Source organism: Mycobacterium sp. FW102-FHT13B02 (assembly GCF_058790275.1).
The window spans coordinates 1-872 of the sequence record NZ_JBYTCM010000073.1 but is presented as its reverse complement, the minus strand read 5'-3'; the positions used below and the strand labels follow the sequence as shown (position 1 = coordinate 872).

General features: G+C 68.0%; 1 protein-coding gene. It reads left to right on the top strand.

Annotation, left to right across the window (positions count from 1 at the left end):
* Positions 1-776, top strand: a 776-nt coding sequence (locus AC3WTE_RS32610) for a hypothetical protein (protein WP_492443763.1), incomplete at its 5' end; no start/stop codon positions are given.
* Positions 777-872 lie beyond the last annotated feature (96 nt).

Below are 872 nucleotides of genomic sequence, written 5' to 3'. Positions count from 1 at the left end.
CTCCGGCGGGGAAGACGGTGTTGGTCAATCATCTGGAAGGCCAGCTCGACCGCGCCAAAGACCTCCTCACCAAATCCCAACAACGCGGCCAGATGCTCGCCACCATGATCCGCTCCGCCGGATCGGGTTACGGAGCTCCGATGGGGGGTGGCGGCATGCCCATGGGCGGTATGGGTGGTGGCGGCATGGGCGGTGGGATGTCCCCCCTGGGCTCCCTGTCGGCCCTAAGCGGGTTGACCGGCGCACTTCCCGGACTGTCCGGCTCGTCGTCGGCCCGTCGCGGCGCCTCAGGGCGCGGTGCCGCACCGCCGTCGTCTGCGGCGAGGATTGCCGTGGGAGACGTCAGCTTCGCCGGCCGTGGCACCTTCCCCAAGGGGCCGGCGGCGATGTCGGAGGCCATCGACGCCGCCCTGGACGCCCGCGGCGTCACCGACCCCGTGGCCCGAAAACGATGGCACGACGGCTACATGACACTCACCGGGCGCGAGAGTGGCCACAACGCCAGCGTCGTTAACGTGTCCGACTCGAACGCCCACGGCGCTCAAATGTCCGATGGAGCCCCGGCCAACAGCTCCCGCGGGCCTGCCCAGTGCATCCCGACGACGTTCGCCGGACATCACCAGCCGGGCACCTCGACGAGCATCTACGAGCCGGTGGCCAACATCGCCGCCTCGATGAACTACGTCATGGATCGCTACGGGGTGAGCCCCGATGGCTCCAACCTGGCTTCGCGAGTGCCTCAAGCGAATTACGCCGCGCGCGGGGGTGGGTACTAAATCCGTCCGACCCGATTTCGGCTTTGGTGGTGGTCGGTGGTGTTGGTGGTGGGTGATACTGCCGGTCATGTCCTTGCAGGGCCTGGTTGACGCCAC